Origin of the sequence: Vibrio sp. V43_P6S15P86 (genome assembly GCF_009904725.1) — a bacterium.
In the GTDB taxonomy this organism is placed as follows: domain Bacteria; phylum Pseudomonadota; class Gammaproteobacteria; order Enterobacterales; family Vibrionaceae; genus Vibrio; species Vibrio diabolicus.
The window spans coordinates 1-6,706 of the sequence record NZ_WXWT01000263.1 but is presented as its reverse complement, the minus strand read 5'-3'; the positions used below and the strand labels follow the sequence as shown (position 1 = coordinate 6,706).

Sequence of the window (6,706 nt, the reverse complement as noted above, 5' to 3'; positions counted from 1 at the left end):
CTAGATATCCGCCCTGCATTGGCTAAATTTACGCGCTTGTTGTGCTCTATCGCGGTAACAAACATACCAACGCCGACATCAGCGAGCGCAATTTTGATTGAATTTTTTGGATCGTACTGCATAAAAAGAAAGCTTACTCGATATTAACGGCAGTATTATAAGAGATTTGATTAATTGGCGTGATAATAAATTAGAATTGATTACTATTAATGAGCATCCTGTCAATTAATAACCCATCGCGATCACTAAGCCCTTTTTGTTATTATGGTCTTTAGCCTAGCAAATATACAGATATGACACTCAAGAGCAGAACCTCTAACCGACACGTCTTAAAATAACTGAGGATAATTATTCATAAATATTTATAGATTGCGGACAGCATCAATAACTGTATTTTATAAATGATTTTTACTGTTGACTATTTTTTATAAATGTCGATGATTAGCCGCCTAATCTTAGTATGTTATTAACCTAGTAGCGCATAAAATGATAGCCAAACAATTTGAACTGATACTTTTGTGATTGTAATGTACGCCAACAGATCAACTCTATGTTATCACCCCCACACACTCATCTCTGATGCTAACACGCTCGAGGAGGAAATATCTTGACCACCATATTTGACCAACAAGCCTCAGATAGTGACCGAGAGTTCCTGAAAATCGTTGAAGAACGATTCATTCATATCTTCGACGTATTTAACGAAGGCCTCTTCTACATGGATGAGTTTGGTACCATGGTATTTTACAACAAAGGCTTCTATGAACAGCTCGGTATTAACGCTGGCCGAATCAGTTTAGAGCAGTGGTTAGAGCTTGTTCATCCTCTTGATCGAGAAAGGCTGTCCACAAGGGTCGATGCGCACATCACGACCAACAATAAGAGGGTTACAACCACTTACCGAGTGCGTAAACCCAATGGACAATACGTCTGGATAGAAGGCGTAGCCATGACCAAAGAAACAGAACATGGCCATTACATGGTTGGCAGCCATCGCGATATTTCTGAGCGTAAGCTGATGGAAAGTTACATCCATCAAGTCGCATTTCATGACAACGCATCAGGCATGGCTAACCGCGCCCATCTCTTGCTGGATATCGAGGACAGTGTACGTACCACCGATTCTTGCGCGTCTATTTGTTATATTCAGATCGAAGACATCAAATCTTACTTGAATCAATATGGCAGCGAACTGGTCGATGGATTAGTAGAGAAGTTGCTACAAACTCTCAGTCACTTGCCCTCTCCAAACAGCTCGGTGTATCGCGTGCATGATGATGACTTTGCGATTTTGATTCACGATGAGTGCTCAATAGAAGCGCTACAGAGTTACGCCGAAAGTTTAAAACAAACCTACCATGAAGCGGTGATTGAAGAAGGCCAATACCTAGGTAGCAACATTAGCATTGGTTTGTATCCTTGTATTGACCCTAGTCACTCCGCAGAGGAAATTTTACGTAAAGCGGCAAGAACTTGTCAGTACGCGAGCGAACAAAATAGAGACCGCGTCGCGGTCTACAGTGAGAAGACGCAGCATGCCGTTGATCGCTACTTCTTTATTGAGCAAGGTCTTAAAAGTGCGCTAGAAAAACAGACATTAAGTGTTAAGTTCCAGCCAATTATTGACGCCAAAAGCTCAAAAGTGGTGAGCTTCGAATCACTAGTGCGCTGGCGTAGCAAAGAGTTTGGCGAAATTTATCCCGACGAGTTTATCCCCGTAGCAGAGAACAAAGGATTGATCGTCGAACTGGGATATCAAGTATTTGCCAAAGCGTGTGAATTCATCAAAAACTACCGTTCACGTTACCAAAACCAAGTTCGTGTTAACGTGAACGTTTCTGTACTTCAGTTAATGAACAGCGAATTCCCTACGCGAATTAAAGCCATGGCGGATGAAGCAGGCGTTGACCCCGAGTCCATTGTTTTGGAACTGACAGAAACGTTTATTTTGGATAATAACCAGACGGCTATTGCCCCCCTAAGCACGCTCAGGGAGTTAGGTTTTGCACTCTCGCTCGATGACTTTGGCTCTGGTTACAGTTCATTAAATAGCTTCTTCGACTTGCCGATGACACAAATCAAAATTGATAAGTCGATGGCATGGAAGACACTGACCAATCGCTCTTCTCAAGAGTATTTGAAGTTTCTTATCACTATGTGTCAGGAAAATAATATTGAAGTGGTGATAGAAGGCATCGAAGACGCAAAAATGTGTGACTTCTTTTCCGAGATGGGCGTCGATTATTTGCAAGGTTATTGGTTCTCTAAACCACTCTCTGTTGCCAGTGCCAGTCGCTATTCATTGAGCTAAACCGTTCTTCGGCGAAATAATCCCAGAATTAACGCTATTCCGCACGGCCACGTTAAGCATGCTGAACTACTCACAGTAAATTTCAGACACTAACTGGCCGTGACGAAAGCAACCTTAGAGAGCCTTGATTAACGTAGGCGCTCAAAAACAACACTCTGATCTAAGTGTTCGTGATATTGAGTGTAATCTAAGCCCATATCAAAGATATATTGAGTCACCAAGTTTCTAACGCACTCAATCAATTGGCTCGCTTGCCATGGCTTCTCAAAGTAGCGATCAATACCTGCGGAGTTAATTGCATTAATGGTATCCGTGTGCGTCGCCTGCCCCGTCAGAAGCACTTTACGTGTGCGAACAAAACGACTGTCTTGTGATACCTCTGTCAGTAGTTCCACTCCTGTTTTACCTGGCATGACATGATCGGAAATTATTAATGCGATCATCTCGCCTTCTGCATCAAGCTCATCCATCAGTTCTAGAACCTCACCTGCGGATTCGCAGTCTTCGATATTCAACCACTGATGTAACGGCTCTAAATCTTGTAGAACCGCGCTTAATACCTCTCGTTGGTCATCAACGCAAATTACATTAAGCTTCTCCATGTTCACCCTCTACTGGTAACTTGATTCTAAAAATTGTTTTTTCACTGTCGCTCTTTACCACAATAGAGCCGTTATATCCGGCGATAATGCGTTTCACAATCGACAGCCCTAATCCTAAACCAAACGATAACCCACCCTTTTTAGTGGTGAAGTTTGGCCGGAAAATTTTTCTGCGTGTCGCTTCATCGATTTCTGGTCCGTTGTTAGCAATCGTGACCAAAATTTTCCCCTTACTCTCTCGAGTATGTATTTCGATCCCCGGATCTTCGGTTTGACCAAGTGCATCACACGCATTCTTTAAAATATTGACCCAAACTTGTACGAGTTCGGTTTGAGAGCCAACAAAGTCCGGCAACTCCGCTGGGCTAAAACGTACGCTCACGCGTCTTAAGTCACTTTGCAATAGGGCCAGCGCTCGATTGATTGAGTCATTAATATTAAATGCTTCATCCAAGTCGATATCCGTACGCCCCAATTGTTTCACTGAACGTACAATGCCAACAGTATGTTTAGAGGCAATACGCAAATCATGAAGGTCTCGCCCCATTTGCCAGAAACGTATCGCTTCTTCGGGTCTTTTTAACCAATGCTCCGACAGGAAATTATTTGGAACGGCACGTGCGAGATCACGCGCGAGATCCTTGGGTAAGCCGTAATATTTTTCGAAGTGACGCCCCCGCTTTCTCGCTTCGCTGGAAGAGACTTTCTGTCCTTGCATCAAACCAAAATCAAAAAACTGACTCGCTTCCGGATGAACCTCTTCAAGCAATTCCATGATGACCGACTCGAGTCGCTCTGATTTACTGCTTACCACACCAATAGCATTGTTCAACTCATGAGCAATACCCGCAGCAAGCTGCCCTAACGTTGTCATTTGCTCTGCGGTATGCAGCTTTTGCAACGCTTTTTCTTTAGCCAAGGCCTCTTGCATTGCACGCCGTTGACGCCGAGATAACTCGTTCACCATCACAGGCATAAATTGTGTCGTCAATGGTCCGTATGTCGCCTCTTCCACCGCGGGCGTATCACGCTGTATCCAAGCCAGTTCAACATCGGTTTGAGCAATCACTGTCGAAGAGGCCGTCCATGTACCAGAAAAGAAACTATGTACGCCAATAAACGCACCTTGAGACGCAGAGAATACCTGAATTGGCTTCTTATCATCTTCCGCATAATAGCCAGCCAACTCTCCTGAAAGCACGTAGTACAACCGATCGTTGTAGCCAGCTTGCTCAATAAGCACCGATCCGGATAGGACCGTTAATCGGCGTTCAAGATGGTTAAAATAGCGTTGTACTAACGCATCTAGTTTCGTTTCGTACATGGGTTACCCAATATGCCCAACTGTATGTAAAATCCAAACCATAACAAAACTAAGTAATACACCAATCACGCCCAGCACTGCACCGATACGAGCCATTTGGCTGCTTTCGACATGCCCAGTAGCATGAGCTAACGCGTTTGGTGGCGTACTGATTGGTAACGACATACCGAGTGAAGCGGCAAATGTCACGACTAAGATCAGCGTCACTTCTCCACCCAGTGGCGTTAACGAAGTCATCGAGGTACCTAGCGCAGCCATAATCGGCATAAGTAAGTTTGCAGTAGCCGTATGCGACATGAAGTTTGCCATTAACAAGCACAAGAAAGCCGCACCAAACAAGACCACATATGGCGAGAACTGATCAAACGGAATACTGTGTACCACCAGCTTCGCAAGCCCTGTTTTATCCAGAGCAAGACCCAGAGCGATACCACCTGACACCAACCAAAGCACGTCCCAAGAAATTTTCTTCAAATCTTCCTTGTTGATAATGCCCGTCAATGAGAATACCGCGACCGGAATTAATGCCACTGTGTAAGAGTTCATCCCATGTGCTGACCCCATCAACCAAAGAATAATCGTACCTGCGAAGGTGACATAGACAATCATCGCTTTTGGTGTTTTCAAAAACTTGCTCTTAATGTTCAGATCGATGGTGGTTTGCTCGGCTTTATACAAAAAGCCAATCAGAAACCACGCTAGCGCCATCATCACAATGACGAATGGCACGCCAAAGACCATCCATTCACCAAACGTAATTAAGTTGTCACCAACCAAATATTTCAGCGCGATAGCATTCGGGGGCGTGCCGATTGGTGTACCAATACCACCAATGTTGGCAGCAACAGGAATACACAAGGCAAATGCAATTCGACCGGGATCTTTAGGTCCAAATACCGCAATCACAGGGGTTAGAATCGACAACATCATCGCTGTTGTTGCGGTGTTTGACATAAACATGGAAAAGACAGCGGTGATCAACATCAAACCCAACATAACGAACTTTGGGTTTTGCCCAAATGGTTTTAGCAACACGCGCGCTAAGTTGACATCCAGCCTGTACTTTGTCGCCGCCATAGCTAAGAAGAACCCGCCGAGGAACAGCATAATAATCGGGCTAGCGAAAGTCGCCATTATCTCGTTATATTGCAACAGCTCACCAAAATGTGGCTGCCCTTCTTGCAAGCGAAAAAGCACGATGCTCTTATTCGAAACAAGCAATAATTCGAGCACAATGATAACGACCGAAGTGGCGTAGATTGGAATAGGTTCAAACACCCAGCAGAGTGCAGCAAGCAAGAAGATTGCGATCACTCTCTGCTGGACGATAGTAATGCCATCAAATGGGAATGCAGAGAGGGGCATTAACCAAATAAGCAATGGTATCAATGTTGGAATAATGTATTTGAGATAAGGGCGCATAGTACTACTTCTCTTCCTGAGATGGTTAGCCAGACACGTTTGGCGTTTGGAACGCCATTACCCACCGCAATACCGAGGCTTTTAGGCTCTGACTAAGCCTTCAGAGACGAAAAATGCAGTAATGGCTTGTTCCAGAGAAGATTATGCACACTGTTTTCAAACAAAACTTTGGTGCGAGATCAATGAACTTGTTTTCACATTGGAAAACATTTTATATCTGTGTTCAAGCTCACTAAATGCTCACGATTTCAATGAAATATACTTTTCCATCATAAAGTTAGTTAAGGTTTCTCCCCTAACTTCAGCACGTTGCTGAACCTTAACTTTGAACCCCATTTTCTCGTAGAAAGGTCGTGCAGTGATACTCACCTCAGAGTACAGTCGCTCTATTCCCTTTACTTTCGCCTGTGGAAATAGAAAAGACATCAAATCACGACCAATACCTTGGCCTTGATATTCATGGTGACAAAAGAAATGGTCAATCAAGCCGTCACTTTGCAAATCACAATAGCCAACGACCTGCCCTTCTATTTCCGCAATATAGGGTTGAATAGCATCCATTGTGCGTTGCCATGAGTTGAGGTCAAAATCTGATGGGGCCCAAGCTGAAACTTGTGATTCGGTATAATCGCGACGATTAATGACTCGTACAGTGTGGTAAAAAAGTGTCCACAATATTGGAGCATCCTCTGTGCGATAGCGACGTATTGAGAGCATCGGTTCAACCATTCCTATTCGATAAATACCAAGTATTAACGCAAAGTAATACTGGTGAATTCATCATTTTCAATACCAACCACTAAAGGCTTTTCAAGCTGATCGCTGTTCATCAATACGGTGGTATTTAGCTCTCGACTTGATCTGCGTATTTTGCTTTTTCTGATGATATGTATATTCACAATGTAATCGGAATATTCCTTCGTGACTCCTCCAGAAAACTCCACATGTTCACTTTCATTATCTTGAACCACATGAAATTTTCGATTTGCTTGAATATCAGCGCTGAGTGAAGAGTCACCATAGTTCAGTACAACGGACGTTGGTTCA

At 43.7% G+C, this 6,706-nt stretch carries 6 protein-coding genes and 1 pseudogene; 1 reads left to right on the top strand and 6 read right to left on the bottom strand.

Annotated elements, in window-relative coordinates:
• A pseudogene (locus CAG69_RS11935) lies at positions 1–122 on the bottom strand (DUF3391 domain-containing protein); the annotation flags it as partial.
• A gap of 485 nt (positions 123–607) precedes the next feature.
• On the opposite strand from CAG69_RS11935, the gene CAG69_RS11930 reads away from it, so the two are divergent.
• A complete protein-coding gene (locus CAG69_RS11930) occupies positions 608–2,311 on the top strand; it encodes a putative bifunctional diguanylate cyclase/phosphodiesterase (protein WP_161444345.1) in 1,704 nt (567 codons plus the stop codon).
• A 128-nt stretch (positions 2,312–2,439) separates the two neighbouring features.
• Here CAG69_RS11930 and CAG69_RS11925 read toward each other — a convergent pair whose 3' ends face one another.
• The 5 genes from CAG69_RS11925 to CAG69_RS11905 form a co-directional block, all read right to left on the bottom strand.
• Positions 2,440–2,913, bottom strand: a complete 474-nt coding sequence (locus tag CAG69_RS11925; protein ID WP_047008729.1) for a response regulator — start codon at positions 2,911–2,913, stop codon at positions 2,440–2,442.
• Positions 2,900–4,237: a sensor histidine kinase gene (locus CAG69_RS11920; protein ID WP_005394159.1), complete on the bottom strand. Its 1,338-nt coding sequence runs from the start codon at positions 4,235–4,237 to the stop codon at positions 2,900–2,902. Before CAG69_RS11920 ends, CAG69_RS11925 begins: the two co-directional genes overlap by 14 nt.
• 3 nt (positions 4,238–4,240) lie before the next feature.
• The gene (locus CAG69_RS11915) at positions 4,241–5,659 is read right to left on the bottom strand and encodes an SLC13 family permease (RefSeq protein ID WP_005394158.1); all 1,419 of its coding nucleotides are present in this window, start codon (positions 5,657–5,659) and stop codon (positions 4,241–4,243) included.
• A gap of 240 nt (positions 5,660–5,899) precedes the next feature.
• A complete protein-coding gene (locus CAG69_RS11910; protein ID WP_161444347.1) occupies positions 5,900–6,376 on the bottom strand; it encodes a GNAT family N-acetyltransferase in 477 nt (158 codons plus the stop codon).
• 35 nt (positions 6,377–6,411) lie between these two features.
• On the bottom strand, positions 6,412–6,706 hold a 295-nt coding region (locus tag CAG69_RS11905), incomplete at its 5' end, for a hypothetical protein (protein WP_161444343.1).

What these genes read in the sequence shown, in the direction of transcription:
- CAG69_RS11910 (WP_161444347.1), bottom strand. Translation starts at nt 6,376, where the DNA reads ATGCTCTCAATACGTCGCTATCGCACAGAGGATGCTCCAATATTGTGG.
- CAG69_RS11925 (WP_047008729.1), bottom strand. Translation starts at nt 2,913, where the DNA reads ATGGAGAAGCTTAATGTAATTTGCGTTGATGACCAACGAGAGGTATTA.
- CAG69_RS11915 (WP_005394158.1), bottom strand. Translation starts at nt 5,659, where the DNA reads ATGCGCCCTTATCTCAAATACATTATTCCAACATTGATACCATTGCTT.
- CAG69_RS11920 (WP_005394159.1), bottom strand. Translation starts at nt 4,237, where the DNA reads ATGTACGAAACGAAACTAGATGCGTTAGTACAACGCTATTTTAACCAT.